The sequence below is a fragment of the Oceanisphaera ostreae genome (assembly GCF_042676125.1).
GTDB classification, from domain to species: domain Bacteria; phylum Pseudomonadota; class Gammaproteobacteria; order Enterobacterales; family Aeromonadaceae; genus Oceanimonas; species Oceanimonas ostreae.
Genome location: NZ_JBHTJS010000003.1, coordinates 13,467 through 39,235, shown reverse-complemented (window position 1 = coordinate 39,235; position 25,769 = coordinate 13,467). Strand labels below are relative to the sequence as shown.

Here is a 25,769-nt window from a genome sequence, read left to right as displayed (position 1 = left end):
GTTTGGGTGTTATCTCCTATGCCGTCATCCTGATGCACGTCAGGATCTCGATTTAGGTTTTTAGTGACTTAATACGAGATACCGGGGCTAGCCCGGTAAGACGGCGGAAAATACCAGACTAACCCAAGTCGGTATTTATCTTTAGCTTGGTGCTGGGCGCCGGGCGCTGTCAATTAAGTGGCTTGTTTATTGCATGCTTTTAGCCATCAATCTTTGCATAACGTAGCGGTAATGGCATTTAAGGATAATATTCAACGGCTGGGGCCTTGGAACTCATGGTTTAGTAAGGGCTTGGGTACGCCTTTGCTGGTGCTGGCGGCACTGGGCATGGTGGTGTTGCCCATTCCTGCACTGCTGCTCGATATTCTATTCTCCTTTAATATCTCCTTAGCTTTGGTCATCTTAATGGTGGCGGTTTATAGCAAACGGCCACTGGATTTTGCCGCTTTTCCGACCGTGTTATTAGTCGCTACCTTGCTGCGCTTGGCGCTTAACGTAGCCTCAACACGAGTGGTGTTGCTTGAAGGTCACGAAGGCGAGGGGGCGGCCGGTAATGTGATTGAGGCCTTTGGTAATGTGGTTATCGGCGGCAACTACGCGGTGGGTTTAATCGTGTTTTTGATTTTGATGATCATCAACTTTGCCGTGGTTACTAAGGGTGCGGGCCGTATTGCTGAAGTAAGCGCGCGCTTTACCCTAGACGCCATGCCGGGTAAGCAGATGGCGATTGATGCAGACTTAAACGCCGGCTTAATCAACCAAGATGAAGCCAGAATGCGCCGCGCCGACGTGACCCAAGAAGCTGACTTTTATGGCTCTATGGACGGTGCCTCTAAGTTTGTAAAAGGGGATGCCATTGCCGGCATCATGATCCTGTTTATCAATATTGTTGGTGGCTTTATTATCGGCATGGCCCAACATGGGCTGTCGTTTAGTGAAGCGGCAAAAATTTATACCTTGCTCACCATCGGTGACGGCTTGGTGGCGCAAATACCTTCTTTGATGCTGTCGATTGCCGCCGCTATTATCGTAACTCGTCAAAACAACAGCGAAGACATGGGTGAAGCCATGTTGGGCCAGTTGTTTGATAACCCCAAATCTTTGTCGATTGCTGCCGGTATCTTGATCACCATGGGCTTGGTGCCTGGCATGCCGCACTTCGCCTTTCTGTTATTAGGCGGTTTGTCTGCATTTGCCGCTTGGTGGACCACCAAGCGTAACAAACGCGTGGCACAAGAAGTGGTCGAGCAAGCCGATGCCCCCAATTTACCCAGTAATGAAGTGAAAGAGCTGGGCTGGGACGATGTAGTGCAAGTGGATACCATTGGCCTTGAAGTTGGGTACCGGCTGATAAGCTTGGTTGATCAGGCCCAAGGCGGCGAGTTGTTAAGCCGCATTAAAGGGGTGCGCAAAAAACTTTCTCAAGAGTTGGGCTTTTTGATCCCCGCGGTGCATATTCGTGACAATTTAGACCTGGGCCCTAATCAATATCAAATTACCATGATGGGGGTGAGCTCAGGTACCGCCGATATTTATCCCGAACGTGAGCTGGCGATAAACCCAGGCCAAGTATTTGGGCCCGTGCAGGGCATAGACACCCGCGATCCGGCCTTTGATTTAGAAGCGACTTGGATTGCCAAAGACCAAATAGAGCAAGCGCAGAGCTTAGGTTATACGGTGGTAGATGCCGCAACGGTAGTGGCCACTCACCTGAGCCAGTTGCTTACTAACCAAGCCTCGATACTGCTCGGCCATGAAGAAGTACAAAACCTTATTGATCAGATAGGACGTACTCAGCCGAAGTTGGTCGAAGGGCTGGTACCTAGTGTCATGAGTTTGGCGTTGGTGACCAAAGTGCTACAAAGTCTGCTGCACGAAGGGGTGACCATCCGCGATATGCGCACCATTTTACAAACCCTCACCGAGTATTCCACCAAGAGCCAAGATGCCGAAGTGCTGACGGCAGCCTGTCGTATTGCGTTACGCCGTTTTATGGTGCAAGAAATTGCCGGCACCGATCGAGAACTACCGGTTATTACACTGGCGCCAGAGTTGGAACAGATATTGCAGAACTCTTTGCAAGCGGGTGGTGCTCAGGGCAGTGGCATAGAGCCAGGTTTAGCCGAGCGCATGCAACAATCGCTAGCCCAAGCGGCGGCGAATCAAGAAATGGAAGGTCAAGCGGCCATTTTATTAACGTCTGGTATGTTGCGCACCACCTTGGCGCGCTTTGTAAAACACACGATTCCTAGTTTGCGGGTGCTGTCTTATCAAGAGGTGCCTGATGACCGTCAAATCCGCATAGTGGCATCGGTTGGCCAGCAGTAGCAGGGTGGTAGGTAAATGAAGATAAAACGATTTTTTGCTAAAGACATGCGATCTGCCCTAGCCGAAGTGAAAGACGTGCTGGGTGCTGATGCCGTTATTATGTCTAACAAAAAAGTTTCTGGCGGCATTGAAATTGTGGCGGCAGTAGATGATGACGAAGTGCCCGTGCCCCCGATGCAACGGCCTCTGAATGATGACAGTGTCAAGATATCGTCGCAGGCGCGTCAATTTGTTACCCCTTTGGGTGACAAAGAACAGGCAGAAACCTTGCAGTCGCTACTGATGCGCGGGCGCCAGCAATCTTCACCGCAGCTCTCTCCACAGACCTTGGCGGAGCAATCTAGCTGGCCTGAACCTACGTCAGCACCTATGCCAGAGTCTATGCAAGCACCACAAGGCCAACATGGTAGGCGTCAAGAGCCGACCCTGAGTCAGCCTAAGTCGGCGCCGATATTGCCCTTGCACGACACTCGAGAATATAAGCGTAAAGACAGCGCCAAAGAAAAAGAATTAACGGCGATGCGTGAGGAAATTTCCAGTATTCGTCGCTTACTTGAGCATCAAGTATCAGGCTTAATGTGGCAAGAAGTAGAGCGCCGCGAGCCGGTGCGCGCCATGGTGATTAAGCAGCTCAATGAATTAGGGTTTAGTGATGGCTTTGCCGACCAGCTGGCGATGCGTGTTAGCGAGGGTGCAGCACCTCATGAAGCGTGGGCACAAATTGAAGCCGCATTAAACCAGCAGTTGTTAACCGGTGAAGATGAAATATTACGCCAAGGCGGTGCAGTGGCATTGTTAGGCCCTACCGGCGTTGGCAAAACTACCACCATTGCTAAATTAGCCGCACGGTTTTCTGCGCGTTATGGCGCCGACCAAATTGCCCTTATTACCACCGACCACTACCGTATTGGTGCTCACGAGCAGTTGCAAACCTACGGGCGCATTATGGGGGTGGTGGTTAAGCAGGCGCGCACTTATCAAGAATTGGCGCAGGCATTGTATCAGTTACGCCATCGCCGCTTGGTGTTAATAGACACCGCCGGTATGGGGCAGCGCGATCTGCGATTAAATGAACAACTAGATACCTTGGTCGGTGATAAAAAAATTAAGATCCGCAACTACTTAGTGCTACCGGCTACGGCGCAGCGCAGAGTGTTGCAAGAGGCGGTAGATCATTTTCGTCGCATTCCGCTAGCAGGGTGCATTTTAACCAAATTAGATGAAAGTCTGTCGTTGGGCGATGTGCTGGATATTAGTATTCAGAATAGTCTGCCCATAAGCTACATCACCGACGGGCAGCGGGTGCCGGAAGATATACGGCTGGCTGATGGTACTGAGCTGGTCAAACAGGCACTAGGGAACTTAGAGCGTCGAGAAGATCCTTATTACTGGGAATCTTCTGAGTCCGATGAAGAGGATGCGCGTTTTTATGAATAATTGGTTTCAGGACCAGGCAAGTGGGCTGCGACTTATGCAAAAAACCAGCAGAGTACAGGTTATTTCGGTTACCGGCGGTAAGGGTGGTGTGGGTAAAACTAACATCACGCTAAACTTGGCCTCGGCCCTGGCGGCTCAAGGTAAACGCGTAATGGTGTTGGATGCCGACTTGGGGTTGGCTAACGTTGACGTTTTGCTGGGCATTCGAGTAACGCGCAATCTTTCTCATGTGTTGCGTGGCGAGTGCAGCCTAGACGAAGCCTTAGTAGAAGGCCCTCAAGGTATTAAGATTATTCCGGCTACCTCGGGTAACCAGTCGATGACGGAACTGTCGCCCCTTGAGCATGTCAGCTTGATTCGCGCCTTTAGCGAGATGAAAACACCGATTGATATTTTACTGGTGGATACCGCTGCGGGCATTTCAGATATGGTGCTGAGTTTTTCGCGGGCCGCGCAAGAAGTGCTGGTGGTAGTATGCGATGAGCCTACTTCTATTACCGACGCTTATGCTCTGATTAAGATTTTATCTCGCGATTACGGTGTGTTTCGTTTCAAAATTGTGGCAAATATGGTGCGCAGCCAACGCGAAGGGCAAGAACTGTTTGCTAAATTGACCCGTGTCACCGACCGTTTTCTTGACGCTGCTCTTGAGTTGGTGGCTTGTGTGCCGTTCGACGGAAATTTGCGATTAGCGGTACGCCGGCAAACGCTGGTGGTTAATCAATATCCTAAGTCGCCGTCGGCTATGGCCATCAAATTGCTGGCTGATAAAGCGATCAATTGGCCGGCACCTGAACGAGCGGGTGGTCATTTGCAGTTTTTTATTGAAAATTTATTGAATCCGCCGGTGGCAGAGTCTGATGTCTGGAGCGAATAAAGCCCTGGTGTACGCCAGGCAACAAAACAGTCAACTGATTGAACGTCATGCCGGTTTAGTGCGCCGCATTGCTTATCATTTATTGGCGCGGTTGCCGGACAGCGTATTATTAGATGACTTAATTCAATCGGGTATGGTGGGCTTGTTAGAGGCTACGCGTAACTTTGACGCTAGCAAGGGTGCGAGTTTTGAAACCTTTGCCGGTATTCGTATTCGCGGCGCCATGCTTGATGAAATGCGCCGTGGCGACTGGGTGCCTCGCTCGGTACACAAGCACAGCCGCCAAGTGGCTGAGGCTATTGCAATAGTGCAAGCGCGCGAAGGGCGTAACGCGACCGATCGCGAAGTAGCGGAGCAGCTAGATGTAAGCATGGATGCCTATTACGCGATGTTGCACGATACCAGTAATGGTAAAATTCTTGACATGGATGAGTTTGAAACCGGCATTGATGGCCATATAGAAGCCAGTCAGCATAGCGATAACCCATTTGATGGCATGGCAAAACAACGTTTTCAAAGTGCGTTGTCACAACACATTAAAACGTTGCCTGAGCGAGAAGCCCTAGTGTTGTCGTTATATTATGATGAAGAGCTGAATTTAAAAGATATTGGTCAAATTATCGAAGTAAGCGAGTCTCGCGTCAGCCAGATCCATAGCCAAGCAATGCACCGTTTACGAGCCAAATTAAAAGAATGGAATGGTTAAGCCCTGCGGGCAGCGATAAGCCGTAAGCTGGCAGCTGTCAGTAATAAAAATGTGAAGGGTGAAGCGTAAAGGGTGGACAAGATAACCTAGATCCTAAAAACTTTTCTGCCACGGAATACACGGAAGAACACGGAAGAACACGGAAAAATTAAGATGAGATAAGAGCGAAGAGTACCAAGGGATCCTATTGGTAAGAACCGGATCTTTGTAGGGGCGACTTATTTTAATAAAGAGTATTCGACCGTTTTTTGCTGCTTTGGTTAATATTTTAGCAATAAAAGGTCTTTTCAGATTTGATCTCTATTGTTCCGTGCTCTCGTAGCAAAGAGTCGTGGCAAAAATAGCTTTAGATTTTAGTGGTTTGACGTTATGTCGTCCTCTTTACTCATCACCCTTCACAGGGCTTAGAGGTTATTTTGAGCGTTTTTTGTTTGTTAAGTAACCAGTCTAAGGCTGTTGGTCTATTTAATTGTGCTAATCACCCAATATGCGATTTAAGTTAATGTGTTGTGGGTCGATATAGTTAAAATACTTGTCATGTTCAACAGCTATCAATGTGGCTGAGAGGAGAAATTGCTTGGACAAGAATATGAAAATTCTGATTGTGGATGACTTCTCCACGATGCGCAGAATTATTAAAAATTTATTAAGAGATCTTGGGTTTAATAATACTCAGGAAGCTGACGATGGTCTTACTGCGTTACCAATGTTGAAGAACGGTAGTTTTGACTTCGTAGTAACCGATTGGAATATGCCCGGTATGCAGGGCATCGATCTGCTAAAGGCCATTCGTGCCGACGACAAGCTTAAGCACTTACCGGTATTAATGGTAACGGCTGAAGCTAAGCGCGAGCAGATTATCGCGGCGGCTCAGGCTGGTGTAAACGGTTATGTAGTTAAGCCTTTTACCGCTGGTACTTTGAAAGAAAAACTCGAAAAGGTTTTCGAGAGAATCGGATAAGAAGGTACCGTCATGGCATTTCAGAAAGGAACGATCAGCCTAGATCAGGCCCGCATACTGGTCGCGATGCTAGAGCGTGGCGATCAGGATGGGGCGGACCGTTATCTTACCGACGTATGTATGCCCCAAGCGAAAGACTTGGTTGAGCAGGTTGGGCAACTTACTCGTCAATTACATGACTCTTTGCAAGAGTTTCGTAACGACCCTCGTTTACCTGAGCTAACAGAAAGTGAAATTCCTGATGCCCGTGAGCGCTTAAGTTATGTTATCGACATGACGGATAAAGCGGCTAATCGCACCATGGATGCGGTAGAAGCGAGCTTACCGATCGTCGATCGCTTGAATGATAATATTCAGCAGGTAATGCCGGAGTGGCGTGAGTTGATGAGCTGTCAGCTTGGGTTGGGTAAGTTTAAAGAGTTATGTTTTCAGCTAGATGGTTTCTTTCTGAGCTCAGAGCAGGACGCCAATCAATTAAGAGCGCTGCTAACCGAAATATTGATGGCACAAGATTATCAGGATTTAACCGGCCAGATGATCCGTCGGGTTATTAATCTGGTGCAAGAGGTAGAGGCTAAATTAGTCGCTATTTTATCTGTATTTGGCCGATTGCCAGATATGGACGATGCCCAGCCTGAGCCAAAAGTCGCCCCGGCCACGGATATTACCGCCGAAGGCCCAATTATGCATAAAGAACATCGTCAAGATGTGGTTTCAGATCAGGACGGTGTAGATGATCTGCTGTCTAGTCTGGGATTCTAAGGAGAGAACATGGGCTTTGAGGTAGACGAGGATATTCTACAGGATTTTCTGGTTGAAGCATCGGAGATCCTAGAGCAATTGTCGGAGCAGTTGGTCACGCTAGAGCGCGAGCCAGATGACAAAGAGTTGCTGAATGCGATTTTTCGTGGCTTTCACACCATTAAAGGTGGAGCCGGTTTTTTGTCGCTAACAGCACTGGTTGATACCTGCCACAAAGCCGAGAATGTGTTTGATATCTTGCGCAACGGCCAGCGCCAAGTAACGTCTGAATTAATGGATGTGATTTTGCGGGCGCTAGATACGGTTAACGTAATGTTCGTGGAAATTAAAAATCGCGAAGAACCGACGCCTGCCGAACCCGAATTACTAGATGAACTGGAGCGTTACTGTCGTCCAGAAGCGGCTGGTGAAAAGCTGGCCGATGTTGATGTCGCTCCTGCGCCAGTAGAAGCGGGTATTGCGGGGCTGGGCGAAGAGCAATATCAGCAGATGCTGAACGAGCTAGGGCTAGACACTAACGCTGGTGCGAACGGTACTCCTGCTAGTGAAGATGCCACCTCTGCTGCCGCCGTTTCTGTTGCTAGTGATAATGGTAGTGATGATATTACCGACGATGAGTTTGAAGCATTGCTAGATCAACTGCACGGTGCGGGTAAGCACAGCGGTGCACCAGAAGTTGATAGTGAGCCAGTGGTCTCATCGGTGGATCAAGATTTTATTGACGATCTTGAATTTGAAAGCTTGCTTGATCAGCTGCATGGCTCAGGCAAAGGGCCGACCGACACTGGAAGCGAACCGCCAGCAGTTGCCAGCCCAGTAGAGCTTGAACCGGCCCCAATACCCGCGATTGCTGTCAGTAAGCCATTGGCGGAAAAAAAAACAACCAAAGCGGCGGCACACAGTGCCCCACCGGATACTACGGTGCGGGTAGATACCAAAATACTCGATAAAATCATGAATATGGTGGGCGAGTTGGTACTGGTGCGTAATCGTCTGATAAGCCTTGATGCCAATCATGAAAATGAAGAGATTTCAAAAACTGTTGCCAATCTAGACGCCGTAACCGGCGATTTGCAAGGTGCTGTGATGAAAACGCGCATGCAGCCGATCAAAAAAGTGTTTGGCCGTTTTCCTCGAGTAGTGCGTGATATTGCCCGTACTATGAAAAAAGAAATTAACTTGGAAATGGTTGGCGAAGACACGGATTTGGATAAAAACCTGGTTGAGGCACTGGCGGATCCGTTAGTTCACTTGGTGCGTAATTCATGCGACCACGGTATAGAAATGCCAGCAGAACGGGAAGCGGCAGGTAAACCCAGAGTGGGCACCATAAGGCTGACCGCCTCTCAAGAAGGCGACCATATTCTGCTGGGGATTGAAGATGACGGCGCGGGTATGGATCCTGAGAAGTTAAAAAGTATCGCTATAAAACGCGGTATTTTGGATGCCGATGGTGCCGCGCGAATGACCGATAGCGAAGCCTATAACCTGATTTTTGCACCTGGTTTTTCAACCAAGGTAGAAATTACCGATGTGTCGGGCCGGGGTGTCGGGATGGACGTGGTTAAAACCGGTATTACCTCGGTTAACGGCTCCATTCATATTGACTCAGAAAAAGGTAAAGGCACGAAGCTGAGAATTAAAGTGCCGTTAACGTTGGCGATTTTGCCGACCTTGATGGTGCTGGTTGGCAAGCAAACCTTTGCTTTACCACTGACTAACGTTGATGAAATATTCCACCTAGATCTAACGCGTACCAGTAAGGTGGATGGGCAGCTAACGGTCGTGGTGCGCAATCATGTAATCCCATTATTTTATCTACAAGATTGGTTACTTAAAGGCGAACAACGTGCCCGCAAGCAACATGGGCATGTGGTGATTGTTGCCGTTGGTAATCAACAAGTTGGCTTTGTGGTTGATGGATTAATTGGCCAAGAAGAAGTGGTGATTAAACCGCTGGACCAACTTTTGCATGGTACGCCGGGTATGGCGGGAGCGACGATTACCAGTGATGGAGGCATTGCCTTAATCTTGGATCTTGCAGGCTTAATTAACGCTTATGCGCGACGTTACGCCTAAAAATAACCAAAAGCGCGAGGATATTAATGTCGATTCGGGTGTTAGTTGTTGATGATTCAAGTTTTTTCAGGCGTCGAGTGAGTGAGATCCTTAATCAAGATCCCATGCTCACTGTGGTTGATACGGCAGTTAATGGCCAAGATGCTATTGAAAAAACGCGGCTATTGCGTCCCGACGTGATCACCATGGATATTGAAATGCCCGTGATGGATGGTATTTCTGCGGTGCGCGCGATTATGAAAGCGACGCCTACCCCGGTGTTGATGTTTTCTTCGCTTACTCATGATGGTGCTCAGGCTACGTTAGATGCGCTAGACGCAGGCGCGGTGGACTTTTTACCGAAGAAGTTTGAAGACATTGCGCGTAGCAGAGAAGAAGCTATTTTACAGCTGCAGCAACGCGTGAAAGTGATTGCTCGCCGTCGTCGTTTTATGGCGCCAAGCATTCCTGCGGTGAGCACTCCCACGACGAGTATTCCGGCGGCTAATCGCGCGACAGTGCGCAGTGGGTTGTCTAGCAGTACACCGCCGCGACCTCGTTTGGGAGCGATGTCAGTTGCTGCCACATCGACTGCAGCATCCACTATCGGCGCTCACACAGCAGCTCCTATTGCCACACCTGAACGCCGTGGTTTGCCCAGACGCTCCGGCAAGAGTTATCAGCTGTTGGCTATTGGTACCTCGACCGGTGGGCCGGTGGCGTTGCAGGATGTGTTAACTAAGTTACCGGCTAATTTCCCTCATCCTATTGTGCTTATTCAGCATATGCCGGGCACGTTTACTCCCGCCTTTGCGGCTCGGCTTAACAGTTTGTGTAAGATCACAGTGAAAGAAGCACAAGACGGTGATCAGGTGCGTCCAGGTCACGCTTATTTGGCGCCGGGTGGCAAGCAAATGCTCTTTGAAGGGCGCGCCGGTGCCACGAGACTGCGCATTATGGATGGTAACGACAGAGTGAATTATAAACCCTGTGTTGATATTACCTTTGCCTCGGCGGCCAAGATCTATGGCGGTAAAGTTCTGGCAGTGGTGCTCACCGGCATGGGAGCCGATGGGCGAGAAGGGGCACGCTTATTAAAAGATCAGGGGGCCAGCATTTGGGCTCAAGACGAAGAAAGCTGTGTGGTCTATGGCATGCCTCAGGCCGTAGCTAAAGCGGGCATCGCTAGCGAGTCGTTACCTTTGTCGATTATTGGCGATGCGATTGTCAATGAGATGAGTAGCTAACATGGCGTTAAGTGGGCTAATACTCGCGTTAACGTGCATTGTGTTAGCACAATGGTGGCACGGCGGCAGTTTATGGGGCTTGCTAGATGGGCCCGCACTCTTGATTGTATTAGGCGGTACCTTAGGCGCGGTGTTACTGCAAACGCCTTGGTTACAGTGCAAAGCGGCACTAAAAGCGTTGACGACCTTATTTGGCCGACAGCAATGGCCTTTTAAAGAGCAAGCTTCTCGTTTGTTGCATTGGTCGCATCAGGCGCGCCAAGAAGGTTTTTTAGTACTGGAGTCTAAAGTAGAGCATTCATCGTTAGACGGTTTTACTCGATTGGGTTTGCAATGGTTGGTAGACGGTACCGACGTCTTGGCGCTAGAGCAATTACTGGATAACGAGCTTAATCGGTTTGAAGAACAAAAAGAGCTAGAAGCTCAGGTGTATGAGGCGATGGGCGGCTACAGCCCTACCATTGGTATTATTGGTGCGGTGTTGGGGCTTATTCAAGCCATGTCTAACTTGGACGATCCAGCCCAATTAGGGACGGGGATTGCGGTGGCCTTTGTGGCGACGCTATATGGAGTTGGGCTCGCTAACCTATTGTTATTACCCTTAGCAAACCGACTTAGGGCGATGTATCGCCTTGAGCTGCGTTATCGAGAGCTCACCGCCATTGGGCTGTTGGCTATTGCCCGTGGCGACAGTAGTTTGTCGGTGAGTCGACAATTGGCCCAATATCAGGGGCAGCGTCAATGAAACGCCGTTCGCTAGCGACTCACTCTCACGGTGCGAGTGGCACCTCGGGGACTGAACGCTGGCTGGTGTCTTATGCTGATTATATGACGCTGGTGTTTGCTCTGTTTGTGGTGTTGTACTCGATGCATGCCAGCAAAACTGAGCTGCAACAGCCGTTAATGGACGGTATGGAACAGGCATTAGTGCGTTTGAGTGGTGAGGCGCAACCGGCCAAGGCCACAGGCTCTATGGTGGCGAAGGCGGATGACCAAGAAGTAACAGGCACTGGCACACCGCTAAGCGAAGCAGACCTCAGTTTAGCGGCTATTCGGGCACAGTTAGAATTGGCGCTACCGTCGCTGTTACGACAACAGAAGGTGGCGTTAGAGCAAGAGGGGGATTGGCTAACCCTGAGTTTTGATGGCGCGTTATTATTTGCCAGTGGCAGCGCCTTGTTAGGTGGCAATGCTAAGCCGGTGTTAAGCCGCTTGATGCCGGCATTAACCAGCGGTAACCATTTTATTCGGGTGCGCGGTTATGCAGACACTTTGCCGGTAAGTAACGAGCTGTATGCCTCTAATTGGCAGTTGTCTGCCGAACGGGCTCGGGGTGTACTGGAATGGTTGCTGAATAAAGGTATTAGTGCGCCGCGCCTGGCTTTAGAAGCTTATGGCGATGCTCGGCCTTTGCATTCGCAGCGGGGTGAACCTGGCAGAGCAGATAGCCGACGGGTGGAAATTGCAATATCGAAACAGCAGTGGCAGGCGCCTTTGGCACTGCCATCTCGGCCTTTGGCCACAGAAAAAAGCCCGGATTTACGTGTGTATGAGCTGCCCAGTGGCGGCATTCGTATCGGCACAACACAGGATTAAGCATTGATAGTCTGGACGGTAGCAAATCAAAAGGGTGGGGTGGGTAAAACCACCACAGTGGTGGCGTTGGCCGGCCTATTGTCGCAGCGCAATAAGCGGGTGTTGCTTATTGATACCGATCCTCATGGCTCGCTTACTTCCTATTTCGATTACGATATGGACAGCTTACCCCATAACTTATTCGATTTATTTCAGGCGCCGCTGCCGACTCGAGCCTTATTTGAAAAGGTGTCTTTAAAGACCCGCTTTAGTGGCATTACCTTGCTACCAGCATCCATCTCGTTAGCCACATTAGAGCGTACTTCTAGTAGCCGGGAGGGCATGGGGCTGGTATTAAAGCGATTATTGGCCGAGATACAGAATGATTTTGATGTGGTGATAATCGACTGCCCGCCAGTACTGGGTGTGATGATGGTGAATGCGTTAGCGGCATGCGATCGCATTGTGGTGCCGGTGCAAACTGAGTTTTTGGCTATAAAAGGGCTAGAGCGGATGGTCAGTACCTTTAAGTTAATGCACCGAGCCAAAAAAGATGGCTTTAAGTATACGGTAGTCCCGACCATGTTTGATCAGCGCACTCGTGCATCGCTACATAGTCTAAACAGCCTAGAGCAAGAATATAAAGGCAACTTATGGCCGTCGGTGATTCCGGTAGATACTAAGTTTCGTGATGCCAGTTTGCGCCATGAGCCACCCTCTTACTTTGCCAAAGGCAGCCGAGGGGTATTTGCTTACCAAGCCTTGCTACGGTACTTATGGCAGCTTGATGGTGTGGAGGCGGCATTATGAATCAGCAACACAGTGACGCGCTAGATGATTATTTTGGTGCCTTGTTAGAAGAGGGGCCCGCCCCTCAAGCGGTCGCTAAAGCGCAAACTCAAGCGGTGGCTGAGCCGACACACATAGTGCCTATGCCCTTTGCTGAGCCCAATGAGCAAGAACGTCGCTTGGCATTAGAAACCTTGTTGGCGCGGGTGGCTGAGCTTAAAGAAGAAGACATGCCCCCCACGGCTCCATTCGCTGAACCAGAGCCAGTGATTGAGACGATGCCAGCAGTTGAGCCTATGCCTGTCGTGGTGGCGCCGTTAACACCGGTATCGCAGCCGGTGAAGGTTGAACCTGAGCCTGAAATAATTACTCAAATTGAAGTGTCTCCTGCCATCGACGGTGCGGCCCAAGCCGCTGAATGGCGCAATATGAACACTGAAAATAGTTTTCAGGTGTTATATTTTGAAGTGGCAGGCATGACGTTTGCGGTGCCATTAACCCATTTGGGTGGCATTTATCAAATGTCGAAATTAACCAGTCTTTTTGGCAAGCCTGCTTGGTTTGCCGGTATGCTTACTGAGCGTGAGCGCCAGTTATATGTGGTGGATACGGCGCGCTGGGCGATGCCTGGCCATCTGGCAGAAGAACAATATCAATATCTGGTGACGCTAGGCGGAAGTAATTGGGGCTTGGGTTGTCATCAGTTAAAAGGCACGGCCCTGCTAACGCGGGAACAGGTAAAATGGCGCGTTACGCCGGGCGCTCGGCCTTGGCTTGCGGGCATGGTAAAAGAAAAAATGTGCGCCTTACTTCATGTAGATGCCTTGATAGGACTGCTGGAGCAAGGTAAGAATATAGACGGACAGCAAGTCTGAGCAGGTATAAGGGTAATCTATGAACAGTCATCGAAATGTAGCTGAAAATCTTGCCGAGGGTGAGGTACTGCAGTGGGTCACCTTCTGCTTAGATAATGAAACTTACGGCATTAATGTGATGCAGGTACAGGAAGTGTTGCGCTATAGCGATATTGCACCAGTACCGGGAGCGCCAGATTATGTGCTGGGTATCGTTAATTTGCGTGGCAACGTGGTGACCGTGCTCGACACACGGTTACGCTTTGGCTTAGAAACCACGGAAGTCACCGACAGCACGCGTATTGTGATCATCGAGGCAGAAAAACAGGTTATCGGTATTATGGTCGATAGCGTTGCCGAGGTGGTGTACTTAAAGTCGTCTGAAATTGAAATGGCACCTAACGTGGGTACTAGCGAGAGCGCTAAGTTTATTCAGGGCGTCTGCAACCGAGATGATCAACTGCTGATCTTGGTCGATCTTGATAAGCTATTATCGGATGATGAGTGGGATGAGTTGGGTCAATTGTAATGTGGTTTGAGCCTGCTTTTATTTTAGCCTCGGTGGCGCTGTTATTGGGTTTGGTCGCATTATTTGTGGCTTGGTCTTTATGGCGTCAAAGTCAGCGTAAGCTGGAGGCGATGAGCCGGCTAATGAGAGAGCTCACCCGTACCCGAGATAGCTATCGCAAGCAAATAAACGAGTTGCAGGCGGCTAACATTGGCATGGGTAACAAGGTGGGTGAGCTTTATCGCCAACACGATAGGCTGACCGAGCAACATCAAGAGTTGGCGTTAAAAGATCCCCAAGGCAAGCTTTATAGCCGTGCTATGCGCATGGTGCAATTGGGTGCCGACATTGATGAGATCATGTCTGAGTGCGAAATGCCCAGAGCCGAAGCCGAGTTGCTGATCTCTTTGCACCGCAAATAGGTTTAATACAGCTGTCAGTGATAAGCTTTCAGCTGTCAGTTAAAAACCAGGTTTTCCCTTAACTTCTCACCCACCCTTCCTTTATTGCGCCCCAGCGATTTGTCAGTCTGCCAATAGCATTATCCCAACCATTCTATTTTTTAGAATGAATGGGTGGTTATTTAACCTCTTGTCGCCTAAATTATGAGCAGGATCTAAATGGTATTTACACCTAGCCTTATAAGTAATTAGAGGCAAAAGGGATGATCTCATGGAAACCACTCGAATCGATACCGCCTTGCAGGTTGCTCACTTGCAAGGCCGCGCCTTTACTCTTGGTCAAGATGGAACAGCAGTCCCCGTTACCATTGGGCAAATACTGATGCCTGGCACGGTATTGCTGACCGACAGTAATACTCAGATTGTTTATACAGAGGCGTCATTAGCTGCGGTGCCTGTTAATAACGACGTGGTGTCGGCCGATATCGAAGAGATTCAAGCAGCAATTCTAGCAGGCCTTGATCCCAGTGAACTATTTGAAGCACCAGCCGCTGGTAATCCGACGCCAGAAGGTGCTTTTACTGGCAGTAGCGGTAATGCCGGTTTTGTGGTGGTAGATCGTGTTGGTGATGCCACACTGGCCGCTGCCGGTTTTGATACTGCGTTTGCCGATGGTCTTGGGCCTTTTGTTCTTGAAGAGCTAGATCCGTTGTTGCCTGTCGATGGTGATACCGCTATAGACAGTGCTAATTCTATTCCCATATTAACCATAGACATCGATCCTCCTTTAACGCCCACTAATAACTTCCCTCTGGCGGGTAATAACATTGCCTATGTGGCAGAAAGTGCGTTACCAGATGGCAGCAATGCCAGTAGTCATAATGAACGTGTTACCGGCCAGTTTAATATTGATACCGGCAATGACGAGTTAGACAAGCTAGAAATTCAGCAAGCCGATGGCAGTTGGGTAGATGTTACCCAAGGCGGCCAAGTTAATGGTGTCTATGGCACCGTGACTGTCGCGGTGGTGGATGGGGAATATCAGTGGGAATATGTGCTCAATGGGGCCATTGTTCATCCTAATAAGGGCCAAATTGGAGCCGAAGATACCTTGCCAGATAGCTTTGCCGTGCGCGTCACCGATGATGATGGTGACTTGGCGAGTGCAACGCTCACCGTGGGTATCTTGGACGATGGCCCTGTGGCTAAGGTTGATACTAATAGCGTGAACGAAGGCGGTAGCGTTGACGGTAATGTGCTGCTCAATGATGTATTTGGTGCCGACGGCGCTGCGGCTGGCGGTGGGGTAGTGGCCGTGAGTGTTGGTAATACGAGCGGCGAGCTAGGCACGCCGCTGAATGGCACCTACGGCAGCTTACTGCTGAATGCCGACGGCAGTTATAGCTACACCAGTGCGGCCAACGGTACGCCTCCGGCTGGGGCAACCGAGGTGTTTACCTACACCATTAAAGATGGCGATGGTGATTTGAGCTCCAATACCTTGACCATCACGCTGTCCGACAGTGGGTTGCTCATTGAGACGACGCCGGTGCTGACGGTGTATGAAAAAGCGCTCGATCTTGACCAAGACGGTGCAGACTTAGCGGCGGGCACGGTGGTGGGCAGTGCGCCGACCGAGACTGGTGAAACGGCTCAAGGGCAGCTGCAGACGACCGGCGGCGTAGGCGCGTTATCGTACAGCCTAACGGGCAGCGGCCAAGGTAGTTATGGGCAAATTGTACTGAATGCGAACGGCAGTTATACCTACACCTTAACGTCCCCGGTCACGTCCAGCGGTGCCAATGACGGTAACAACCTGGAGGTCGGTAAAGAGAGCTTTAATTACACGGTTCAAGACGCCAATGGGAATACCCAGCAGGGCACCATCAGCATTAACATCGAAGATGATGTGCCGCGGGCCGTTGCCGATACGAATGAGGTAGATGAAGGTGGCCGTGCCAGCGGTAACGTACTGCTCAATGATGTATTTGGTGCCGACGGCGCCGCGGCCGACGGTGGGGTAGTGGCCGTGAGTGTTGGTAATACGAGCGGCGAGCTAGGCACGCCGCTGAGTGGCACCTACGGCAGCTTACTGCTGAATGCCGACGGCAGTTATAGCTACACCAGTGCGGCCAACGGTACGCCTCCGGCTGGGGCAACCGAGGTGTTTACCTACACCATTAAAGATGGCGATGGTGATTTGAGCTCCAATACCTTGACCATCACGCTGTCCGACAGTGGGTTGCTCATTGAGACGACGCCGGTGCTGACGGTGTATGAAAAAGCGCTCGATCTTGACCAAGACGGTGCTGACTTAGCGGCGGGCACGGTGGTGGGCAGTGCGCCGACCGAGACCGGTGAAACGGCTCAAGGGCAGCTGCAGACGACCGGCGGCGTTGGCGCGTTATCGTACAGCCTAACGGGCAGCGGCCAAGGTAGTTATGGGCAAATTATACTGAATGCGAACGGCAGTTATACCTACACCTTAACGTCCCCAGTCACGTCCAGCGGTGCCAATGACGGTAACAACCTGGAGGTCGGTAAAGAGAGCTTTAATTACACGGTTCAAGACGCCAATGGGAATACCCAGCAGGGCACCATCAGCATTAACATCGAGGATGATGTGCCGCGGGCCGTTGCCGATACGAATGAGGTAGATGAAGGTGGCCGTGCCAGCGGTAACGTACTGCTCAATGATGTATTTGGTGCCGACGGCGCCGCGGCCGACGGTGGGGTAGTGGGCGTGAGTGTCGGTAATACGAGCGGCGAGCTAGGCACGCCGCTGAGTGGCACCTACGGCAGCTTACTGCTGAATGCCGACGGCAGTTATAGCTACACCAGTGATGCCAACGGTACGCCTCCGGCTGGGGCAACCGAGGTGTTTACCTACACCATTAAAGATGGCGATGGCGATCTGAGCTCCAATACCTTGACCATCACGCTGTCCGACAGTGGGTTGCTCATTGAGACGACGCCGGTGCTGACGGTGTATGAAAAAGCGCTCGATCTTGACCAAGACGGTGATGACTTAGCGGCGGGCACGGTGGTGGGCAGTACGCCGACCGAGACCGGTGAAACGGCTCAAGGGCAGCTGCAGACGACCGGCGGCGTTGGCGCGTTATCGTACAGCCTAACGGGCAGCGGCCAAGGTAGTTATGGGCAAATTGTACTGAATGCGAACGGCAGTTATACCTACACCTTAACGTCCCCAGTCACGTCCAGCGGTGCCAATGACGGTAACAACCTGGAGGTCGGTAAAGAGAGCTTTAATTACACGGTTCAAGACGCCAATGGGAATACCCAGCAGGGCACCATCAGCATTAACATCGAAGATGATGTGCCGCGGGCCGTTGCCGATACGAATGAGGTAGATGAAGGTGGCCGTGCCAGCGGTAACGTGCTGCTCAATGATGTATTTGGTGCCGACGGCGCCGCGGCCGACGGTGGGGTAGTGGGCGTGAGTGTTGGTAATACGAGCGGCGAGCTAGGCACGCCGCTGAGTGGCACCTACGGCAGCTTACTGCTGAATGCCGACGGCAGTTATAGCTACACCAGTGATGCCAACGGTACGCCCCCGGCTGGGGCAACCGATGTGTTTACCTACACCATTAAAGATGGCGATGGCGATTTGAGTTCAACCACGTTAACGATTTTAGTACCTGGCAACACGGGTCCTGAGCCCGCAGAATCAGTACTTGTTGTTGGCTCTAACGCCGATGATATTGCTGATCAGCAAACTCCCCATACTGTGCCATCCAGCGGTGGCCCGAACAGTGGCGAAATTCACGGTGGCAAGGGTAACGATATTTTAGTGGGAGATACAGGGTCTAGTAAGCTACAAGTAGGTGAGACGGCTAACTTGATTCTGGTATTAGATAGCTCTGGGAGTATGTCAGAAAAAATTCAGTTTAATGGCGCGACGATTAGTCGTATGGATGCGCTAAAACTTGCCACCTTGTCGTTATTAGACTCTCTTTATGAATCAGGCGCTGAAAATGTACGCATCAATTTGGTCGATTTTTCTAAAACAGCCAGTAGCTTAGGTGTGTTTGATTTGGTAGTCGATGGCGTTAAAAATACTAACGGTCTCTTGGCTGCGCAAAAGGCCATCAACGACATGAGCGCTGGCGGTGGTACCAACTATGAGGCGGGATTACAAACCGCAACTGATTGGATTAATTCAACCGATAATGATGCACCGCATGACAATGCAAACTTAAATCAGGTGCTGTTTATTTCTGACGGTGAACCTAATGCTTGGAATATAGATGGTGGCGGAGCTGTGGGTGGTTTTCTTGGCTATAGCAGTACCACTCAAGCGCTTGGTGAAGTGCTGGGTAGCGATGGTAGCAATGAAATACAACAAATACTTAATACGGGTTGGAATATAGAAGCTATTGGTATTGGTTTAAATAGCAGTTCGACCGAGATGAACGGCGCTAAGTTGAAGTCAACAGATGTAAACAGTGGCAGCGATAATGACCGAGGCTATTTTATACAAGATACTAATAACGTTGATCTTGCACTGGTGTCCGCTTGGTCATCGGATGGCGAGCTTATTAATACTACTTATAAAGGTCTTAATGCAGGTGTTGCTAGTGATTATATTGGCGCCACTGCAAATAAAAGTGGTAGCAGTGGGCCGATAGCAAAAGGCTTAAGTGATGGTGAAATGCTGCGCTTTGACTTTAGCGGCGGCACCGATTACGACGGTAACGGCATATATAGTGCCCAAGGGTTTAATGGACCTTTGGCCAACGAAGCGAAGTTTGAATTTTCAAATTTCAATTCCGATACCAGTCTTAGTTATCAGGTGTTTTATACCGATGGCACTGTTAGCGACTTCCTCTCTGTTAGCGGTTCTCAGTCAGACGTTAGCATAGCGGCGCCAATCGGTAAAATTATCGATTATGTGGAATTTAAAGCGGTGGGCGCTACATCTAACGGTTATATTCGGCTACATTCAATTACGGCCATTAGTGCCTTAGCCATATTAGACCAAATAGAGGGTGAAAATGGACAGGCGGTGAATGTTAATAGTGCAGAAGAGTTGAATAATGTAGTAGGAGATTTAGGCGGATCGTTTGGCTTGATTGCTGCAGGCGACGATACCATTATTGGTGGGGATGGTGACGACCTTATCTTTGGTGATGTATTGTTTACTGACGCTTTAGCTGTTGCTGCAGGGTTAAGCACAGAGCCCGGAGATGGCTGGCTGGTGTTTCAGCAGCTTGAGAATAATCAAGGGCAAAACGGCTACCAAAACTGGACCCGCAGCGACACACTAAACTACATTAATGACCCCGCCAACCATAATGAATTAGCGAAAGAAAGTGGTAGAGATGGTGGTCATGACATATTGCGAGGCGGAGCTGGCGACGATATTATTTTTGGTCAAGAGGGTAATGATTTAATAGAGGGCGGCGAAGGTAACGACGCGTTGTTTGGTGGTTCTGGTAACGATACCATTTATGGTCAGGAAGGGGACGACTTAATTAATGGTGGTATGGGTAATAATATATTAAGTGGTGGTGGCGGTATTGACACCTTTCAATTTACTGAGGTAGATGCAGACTCAATCAACGTTATTACTGACTTCTTGGATGGTCAAAATATTTTGGATTTAAGTGCATTGCTAAGCGGAGAGGAAGGTGGCGACTTGTCTGATTATTTAAACTTCACTCTGGATGGTGACGACACCTTGCTGACTGTTTCACCAAGCGGTGTAGGGGGAGATTTACAAGAGATTCGATTTGAAAACACCGACTTGCTTAATGCTTACAGCGTAACAGATAGTAATGACTTAATTAATGCCATGTTTGCTGCTCAGACATTAATAGTCGATCAGTAATACTAACTAACACTTATGCATAGTGAAGCTGAGGTAAATATGGCCAAAGTATCAGGGGTAGTATTGCAAGGTGTTAATTATCACTGGGATGGTCAAGACATTCTGGTTGACGATGGAGTCGGTATGCCTTGGCCATTAAATGGCAGCTTATTAGATCAAGTTGAGCTTTTCGATGAGGAAGGTGAACCTATGGCCACTTTTTCTATCGACTTTTTGGCGCAGCAGTGGTCATTAGTGGGCGAAAATCAACCACAAGACGTTACGTTGTTAGATGATAACGGCTGCCTGCTCCCCCTGTCTGAGCAAGGTGAAACGAGCCAAGGCAGCCAGATGCTAGTTAGTGTATTTTTGCCCCCTATTGGACTCACTCCACCAGCCCAAGAGGGAGAAACTCAAGAAGCGCTGAGCCTGACTGATATTTTGCAAGACGCCGACCGTTTATTAGAAGTACCGCCAGCGACTTCAACTGACATAGCAAACTTGAGCAGTGAATCAATCAACGATGTGATCAGCTGGCTTGCGGTGTATCATCATCATTAACGACATAAGCTCAGCCTCACGAGTGTTGGGTATTTTTGATGATGAGGTTTTAATTTATGCTTACTACAGCACAATTTATGCGTACCACGGCTCTCTCTATACGTAGCTCGGCTTTAGGCACACTGGCCCTAGTGCCATTACTGGCTAGCTCTAGCGCGTTTGCCATTGCGGTGCCCGACAAGCCGCATTTAGTCACGCAAGGACACGCCGAAATTACTGCCGCTCCCGATATGGCGACGTTGTCGGTCAAGGTAACGGCACTTAAGCCTGAAAGCCGAGCCGCTAAAGAAGAGGTTGATACTAAAGTAGCGGCCTTGTTTAGTAGCCTTGCCAGCTTAGGAGTGAGTAAGAAAGACATCGATAGCGGTAACGTGATTACGCGGCCCGATTATCAATATTCAAAGAATGGCGATAAACCTAAGCTAGTGGGATATCAGGCTGAACGTCAGATCAGCGTACGCTTGTATGACCTTGATTTGCTCAGTCAGACGTTGAACAAAATTTTAGAGCAGGGCGTACAACATATTCAGCAGGTGAGCTACGATAGACGCAATGCCGATGAGCTGCGCCAAAAAGCGCGATTGGCAGCGGTCGCTAATGCCCGAGAAATAGCCGAAGAGCTTAGTCAAGCGGCGGGCCGTAAATTGGGCGATGTGTATGCCATCGAATATCAGCCGACTTACTCTGGTAATCCCCCTCGGCACTACGGCATGATGAACAGTAAAGTGGCGTCAGAAGAAGCGCAAAATGCCAGCTATGTTCAAAATGACATTGAGTTTACCGATCAGGTGCAAATGGTATTTACCCTGAACTAAGCCATAATGCAGCGCCCAACTAGCAGAGAGCAGACCGCGCTCTTTCCCTTAGTGTTGGGCGCTCGGCGCTGTTTAATAACTATAAAGCACAAAAAAGTGTGACTTCAGCTACATAAATTCCCTAAAGCCAATGTTTTTGATACTTTATGGAAATACCCCCACGCAGCAGTTATAAAGGATCAGTAATGGCGCACCACTCTTTAGATAAAGAAAAAATTAAAATATTGCTACTTGAAGGCGTACACCCAGGCTCAGTTGAGATGTTTAAAAGCGCAGGCTATAGCAACATCGACTACTTGAAGACCTCGTTGTCTGAGGACGAATTAAAAGAGCGCATTAAAGACGTTCATTTCGTAGGCTTACGTTCACGTACCCAGCTGACCGAGTCGGTACTGGACGTTGCCGAAAAGCTAGTCGCTATTGGCTGCTTCTGCATTGGTACCAACCAAGTGGATTTAAACGCTGCTGAAATCCGCGGTATTCCGGTATTTAACGCGCCTTTCTCGAATACCCGAAGTGTGGCAGAGCTGGTACTGGGTGAGCTGTTATTACTGTTTCGCGGTATTCCTGAGCGTAACGCCAAGGCACACCGTGGCGAATGGCAAAAAACGGCAAGTCATTCGTTTGAAGCTCGCGGCAAGCGCTTGGGTATTATCGGTTATGGCCACATTGGTACTCAGCTCAGTATTATTGCCGAAGGCATTGGCATGCAAGTATTTTACTATGACATTGAAACCAAGCTATCACTGGGCAACGCCACTCAGGTGTATAGCCTAGAAGAGCTGCTGGGCCAGTCTGACGTCATCTCTTTGCATGTTCCTGAAACCGCCCAAACTCAAAATATGTTTGGCGCCAAAGAAATGGCGATGATGAAGCCAGGCTCGATTCTAATTAACGCCTCTCGCGGTACTGTGGTTGATATTGATGCATTGGCGTCGGCTTTAACCAGCAAACACATTGCCGGTGCCGCTATTGACGTATTTCCTGTTGAGCCTAAGTCTAATGATGAAGAGTTTATATCGCCGTTGCGTAATTTCGACAACGTGATCCTGACTCCACACATTGGTGGTTCAACTCAAGAAGCACAGGAAAATATCGGTTATGAAGTGGCCGGTAAACTGATTAAGTATTCTGACAATGGTTCAACGTTGTCAGCTGTTAACTTCCCTGAAGTTTCTTTGCCTGAACATCCAGCTACTAGTCGTTTGTTGCATATTCACCACAACAAGCCGGGTATTTTGAGCCAAATAGTGCAGATATTTTCTGCTGAGGGCATCAATATTGCCTCTCAATATCTGCAAACGACGCCTAATATCGGTTATGTAGTTATTGAAGTAGAAAGTACGCAAAGCGATCAGGCTTTGGCCAAGCTGAAGAGTATTGAAGGCACTATCCGTACTCGTATCGTGCACTAATAGCAGTCAGACAGACAGTTAAAAGGGGCCTGAGGGCCCCTTTTTTGATCTTAATTGAGCGGAAGAGAGTGCGAAGGGTGATGGGGTAAGAGTTAAGAGGGCAAGATAGACCTTAAAACATTAAATCCTTTTGCCACGGAATACACGGAACCCACGGAAAAATAGAGATCAAATCTGAATAATGCCAATCACACTAAACAAATGGTCTGATTTTATTTCATGTAAAGGTCGAACAAAGGGGCTATTCCACCGACACGCTGCAGATTAATGACACTCACCGTTTCAGCCTACTGCAAATATTCACTGAATATTTGGCCAGTCTGAAACTCACTAACGGCTTTGTTTTGCTCTTACCAATAGAATCCCTTGGACCTTTTCGCTCTTATCTCATGCTAATTTTTCCGTGGGTTCTGTGGATTCCGTGGCGAAGGCATCTCTGGTCTTTAGGCTCTTGTGTTTATGCAATCTGACGTTAAAACGTCTGTGGATGTATGTCTAGCTCATCTACGAAGCGCTCTACGCTAATCTCGGCCTGCTTAACTGCATCAAAGCTTGCAATGTGGCATACCGCATCACCTTCATTGACTAATGGCATAGTCAGACAGCCAATAACGATGCCGTTTTTAGGGGCGATTACTTCACAGGTTTCTGCGCCTAACGGGGCCGAAATAAAGCCCAAACATTGCCCTTTGCTCACCCGATCACCCAAGCGAGCGGTAAGGTGTAATAAACCGTCTTGTTCGGCGCGGATCCAAGCGCTGGATTTGGCAATCATGGGGTTCATTTTAACTTTAGTGGCGCTGGGCTTGATCATCTCTAAAGTACGCATCACATTCAAGATGCCACGAGTACCGGCTTTTATGGCTACCGGGTCAAAGCGCAGCGCTTCACCTGCTTCATACAAAATAACCGGAATATCGCGGCTTTCTGCCACCCCACGCAACGAGCCATCACGAATGCTCGCATCTAAAATAACCGGTGCGCCAAAGCTTTCTGCCATCGAAAACGTCGTTTCACACTCTAGCTTGGCGCGAATTTGCGGCAAGTTAGAGCGATGAATCGCGCCGGTGTGCAGGTCGATAATATGGGTACAGCTGTTAACGATATTATTAACAAAAAAGTGCGCCACGCGCGCGCCCAAAGAGCCTTTTTCCGAACCCGGAAAGCAGCGGTTTAAGTCGCGTCTGTCGGGTAAATAGCGCGATTTGTTAATAAAACCAAACACATTAACCACGGGCACCGCAATGAGCGTGCCCTTTAAGCGCGCCGGATTAACGCGGGCCAATACCTGATTGACGATCTCGATGCCATTCAGCTCATCACCGTGAATGGCGGCACAAATTAATAATACTGGGCCTGGGTACTTACCATGTATTACCTCTAGCGGCATCATTAGCGGTGTCTGGGTATAAAGCTGAGCCAATGCCAATTGCAGTATTTTGCGTTGCCCAGGCTCTACCTGATTACCTGCCAGTTGAAAAGGAGCGACCATTAACCGCGCTCTCGGGTTTTAAGCTTTTTATGATGGTTGTTTTCTATGTACTGGATCATTAGATCGGCCATGTCTTTTCCGGTTGCGACTTCAATGCCCTGCAAACCGGGCGATGAGTTAACTTCCATCACCAGCGGCCCGCGTTTAGAGCGCAACAAGTCGACGCCTGCTACGTTTAAACCCATGGCTTTTGCCGAGGCAATAGCGGTTTTTCGCTCCTCGGGAGTAATTTTAATTAATTCGGCAGCTCCGCCACGATGCAGGTTAGAGCGAAATTCGCCTTCTTTTGCCTGACGCTTCATGGCGGCAATCACTTTATCGCCCAATACAAAACAGCGAATATCGGCACCGCCGGCTTCTTCAATAAATTCTTGTACCATAATATTGGCTTTTAGACCCATAAAGGCCTCTAACACGCTTTCTGCTGCCTTGCGTGTTTCTGCCAATACCACGCCGATACCTTGAGTGCCTTCTAGCAATTTGATCACCAATGGCGCGCCGCCTACCATATCAATTAAGTCGGGCACATCATCGGGTTTACAGGCAAATCCTGTTACTGGCATGCCCACACCTTGACCCGACAATAGTTGTAGCGAGCGTAATTTATCGCGAGAGCGGCTAATGGCGGCGGAATGATTTAGTGAATAGCCGTTCATCATCTCAAACTGGCGCAATACGGCGCAGCCATAAAAAGTGACGCTGGCACCAATGCGCGGAATAATGGCGTCAAAGTGCTCTAACTCGGCCCCGTGATAATGAATAGAGGGCTTGTTGTCATTAATATTCATGTAGCATTTTAGTGCATCAATAATACGCACTTCGTGGCCGCGGGCTTCAGCAGCTTCACGTAAGCGACGAGTAGAGTACAAAGCAGCATTGCGAGAAAGAATCGCTATTTTCATTATTGGTAAGGTTCTCTTTTCTTGATGTATTAAAGGCGAGTATTAATAGGCACTATGTACGCTAACTTGGCGATAAGCACCAACAAAAAAAATACTGCCCAAGCGCAAAAAAAATTGGATTAGTTCTTAACGTAGTCGCCACCGTCGGTTTTTGCATTAATACTGATGATAATGATGTCTTTTTGGGTTGGGCTTTCTTTGTTGCTCAGTCTATGACTAAATAGGGTATAGCTGTGCTGGTTCTGTTTGTG

20 protein-coding genes are annotated in these 25,769 nt (G+C 49.3%); 18 read left to right on the top strand and 2 right to left on the bottom strand.

Translation table 11 applies throughout. From position 1 onward, the window contains the following. Window positions 1-231 precede the first annotated feature (231 nt). From flhA to serA, 18 genes are all read left to right on the top strand, one after another. Window positions 232-2,328, top strand: coding sequence for a flagellar biosynthesis protein FlhA (flhA, locus tag ACFQ1C_RS01525; RefSeq protein ID WP_379556769.1), 2,097 nt, complete (start codon window positions 232-234; stop codon window positions 2,326-2,328). Between the two features lie 15 nt (window positions 2,329-2,343). Then, the gene (gene flhF, locus ACFQ1C_RS01520; RefSeq protein WP_379556768.1) at window positions 2,344-3,765 is read left to right on the top strand and encodes a flagellar biosynthesis protein FlhF; all 1,422 of its coding nucleotides are present in this window, start codon (window positions 2,344-2,346) and stop codon (window positions 3,763-3,765) included. After that, complete coding sequence (locus tag ACFQ1C_RS01515) at window positions 3,758-4,642, top strand: MinD/ParA family ATP-binding protein (RefSeq protein ID WP_379556767.1); 885 nt, start codon at window positions 3,758-3,760, stop codon at window positions 4,640-4,642. The genes flhF and ACFQ1C_RS01515 overlap by 8 nt, the downstream gene beginning before the upstream one ends. Beyond that, on the top strand, window positions 4,626-5,348 hold the full coding sequence (locus tag ACFQ1C_RS01510) for an RNA polymerase sigma factor FliA (protein ID WP_379556766.1): 723 nt from the start codon (window positions 4,626-4,628) through the stop codon (window positions 5,346-5,348). The genes ACFQ1C_RS01515 and ACFQ1C_RS01510 overlap by 17 nt, the downstream gene beginning before the upstream one ends. A gap of 589 nt (window positions 5,349-5,937) precedes the next feature. Next, on the top strand, window positions 5,938-6,309 hold the full coding sequence (gene cheY, locus ACFQ1C_RS01505) for a chemotaxis response regulator CheY (protein WP_449290056.1): 372 nt from the start codon (window positions 5,938-5,940) through the stop codon (window positions 6,307-6,309). Window positions 6,310-6,321: 12 nt separating this feature from the next. Beyond that, window positions 6,322-7,071, top strand: coding sequence for a protein phosphatase CheZ (locus ACFQ1C_RS01500; protein ID WP_379556764.1), 750 nt, complete (start codon window positions 6,322-6,324; stop codon window positions 7,069-7,071). Between the two features lie 9 nt (window positions 7,072-7,080). Beyond that, complete coding sequence (locus ACFQ1C_RS01495; protein ID WP_379556763.1) at window positions 7,081-9,150, top strand: chemotaxis protein CheA; 2,070 nt, start codon at window positions 7,081-7,083, stop codon at window positions 9,148-9,150. Window positions 9,151-9,176: 26 nt separating this feature from the next. Next, window positions 9,177-10,376 (top strand): protein-glutamate methylesterase/protein-glutamine glutaminase, encoded by a 1,200-nt coding sequence (locus ACFQ1C_RS01490; protein ID WP_379556762.1) that lies wholly within the window; start codon window positions 9,177-9,179, stop codon window positions 10,374-10,376. Window position 10,377: 1 nt separating this feature from the next. Next, a complete protein-coding gene (locus tag ACFQ1C_RS01485; RefSeq protein ID WP_379556761.1) occupies window positions 10,378-11,121 on the top strand; it encodes a flagellar motor protein in 744 nt (247 codons plus the stop codon). Next, window positions 11,118-11,972, top strand: coding sequence for an OmpA family protein (locus ACFQ1C_RS01480; RefSeq protein WP_379556760.1), 855 nt, complete (start codon window positions 11,118-11,120; stop codon window positions 11,970-11,972). Before ACFQ1C_RS01485 ends, ACFQ1C_RS01480 begins: the two co-directional genes overlap by 4 nt. Before the next feature lie 3 nt (window positions 11,973-11,975). Beyond that, entirely contained in the window at window positions 11,976-12,761 is a 786-nt protein-coding gene (locus ACFQ1C_RS01475) for a ParA family protein (RefSeq protein ID WP_379556759.1), read from the top strand. Further along, on the top strand, window positions 12,758-13,615 hold the full coding sequence (locus ACFQ1C_RS01470; protein ID WP_379556758.1) for a chemotaxis protein CheW: 858 nt from the start codon (window positions 12,758-12,760) through the stop codon (window positions 13,613-13,615). The genes ACFQ1C_RS01475 and ACFQ1C_RS01470 overlap by 4 nt, the downstream gene beginning before the upstream one ends. Before the next feature lie 19 nt (window positions 13,616-13,634). Continuing rightward, entirely contained in the window at window positions 13,635-14,123 is a 489-nt protein-coding gene (locus ACFQ1C_RS01465; RefSeq protein WP_379556757.1) for a chemotaxis protein CheW, read from the top strand. Then, window positions 14,123-14,524 carry a DUF2802 domain-containing protein gene (locus tag ACFQ1C_RS01460; protein WP_379556756.1) on the top strand — a complete coding sequence of 134 codons (402 nt, stop codon included), beginning with the start codon at window positions 14,123-14,125 and terminating at the stop codon, window positions 14,522-14,524. Before ACFQ1C_RS01465 ends, ACFQ1C_RS01460 begins: the two co-directional genes overlap by 1 nt. A 250-nt stretch (window positions 14,525-14,774) precedes the next feature. Continuing rightward, complete coding sequence (locus tag ACFQ1C_RS01455; protein WP_379556755.1) at window positions 14,775-20,354, top strand: retention module-containing protein; 5,580 nt, start codon at window positions 14,775-14,777, stop codon at window positions 20,352-20,354. 39 nt (window positions 20,355-20,393) lie between these two features. Then, the gene (locus ACFQ1C_RS01450; protein ID WP_379556754.1) at window positions 20,394-20,894 is read left to right on the top strand and encodes a hypothetical protein; all 501 of its coding nucleotides are present in this window, start codon (window positions 20,394-20,396) and stop codon (window positions 20,892-20,894) included. Between the two features lie 56 nt (window positions 20,895-20,950). Then, window positions 20,951-21,709: an SIMPL domain-containing protein gene (locus tag ACFQ1C_RS01445; protein WP_379556753.1), complete on the top strand. Its 759-nt coding sequence runs from the start codon at window positions 20,951-20,953 to the stop codon at window positions 21,707-21,709. Between the two features lie 185 nt (window positions 21,710-21,894). Then, entirely contained in the window at window positions 21,895-23,124 is a 1,230-nt protein-coding gene (gene serA, locus ACFQ1C_RS01440; RefSeq protein ID WP_379556752.1) for a phosphoglycerate dehydrogenase, read from the top strand. A gap of 472 nt (window positions 23,125-23,596) precedes the next feature. Here serA and ACFQ1C_RS01435 read toward each other — a convergent pair whose 3' ends face one another. Continuing rightward, window positions 23,597-24,616 carry a succinylglutamate desuccinylase/aspartoacylase family protein gene (locus tag ACFQ1C_RS01435; RefSeq protein WP_379556751.1) on the bottom strand — a complete coding sequence of 340 codons (1,020 nt, stop codon included), beginning with the start codon at window positions 24,614-24,616 and terminating at the stop codon, window positions 23,597-23,599. Next, window positions 24,616-25,518 (bottom strand): 30S ribosomal protein S6--L-glutamate ligase, encoded by a 903-nt coding sequence (rimK, locus tag ACFQ1C_RS01430; RefSeq protein ID WP_379556750.1) that lies wholly within the window; start codon window positions 25,516-25,518, stop codon window positions 24,616-24,618. Before rimK ends, ACFQ1C_RS01435 begins: the two co-directional genes overlap by 1 nt. Window positions 25,519-25,769: the final 251 nt, after the last annotated feature.